The sequence below is a fragment of the Psychrobacter sp. AOP31-B2-9 genome, from assembly GCF_052378005.1.
GTDB lineage: Bacteria > Pseudomonadota > Gammaproteobacteria > Pseudomonadales > Moraxellaceae > Psychrobacter.
The window spans coordinates 1-523 of record NZ_JBQSXG010000335.1 but is presented as its reverse complement, the minus strand read 5'-3'; the positions used below and the strand labels follow the sequence as shown (position 1 = coordinate 523).

Annotated in this window: 1 pseudogene; it reads right to left on the bottom strand. The window is 44.7% G+C overall.

Annotated elements, in window-relative coordinates:
• Nucleotides 1–523: pseudogene (locus ACT3SX_RS15510) on the bottom strand (hypothetical protein); the annotation flags it as partial.

Below are 523 nucleotides of genomic sequence, written 5' to 3'. Positions count from 1 at the left end.
AAGTTTCGCATCGCGCGCTTGGGTTAACGCCTTCTCACCTTTACCAGCAAGATGCAGACCCGTTATAGCTAATGCGGGAGCGGCAACTATACCTCCTAGTACCAAAGTACCGCCTGCCATACCGAATCCACCTGCTGCTAAAGATCCGCCACCAAGCCATGCAAGCGTAGCGCTTTTGGCAGCTGCTCCTGATAATGCTGAAATTGCTGTGCCTGTTGAAGCCGAAGCAAGTAAGCCAACAGACCCGTAAGCGCCTATGCCCGTAAGGACACCTGCTGCCGCACCTGTTAAAAGACCGTTCTCTAACTCAAGTGAAGCGGTTACCTTTTGCTGTATGTCAATATAGTCTTGCTCTGTAATCGACTGACTAAAATTCTCAAGTTTAGAGCCCGCATCTTTTATCTTTTTAATAGTGTCTATAATATGCTTAATTTGATTGTTAAAAATATCAACTTTTAGCTGTCCTAAATTTCTAAGCTCATCGTTAGTATCTATCCGAAGGTTACTTAGTGCTTTACGCTTT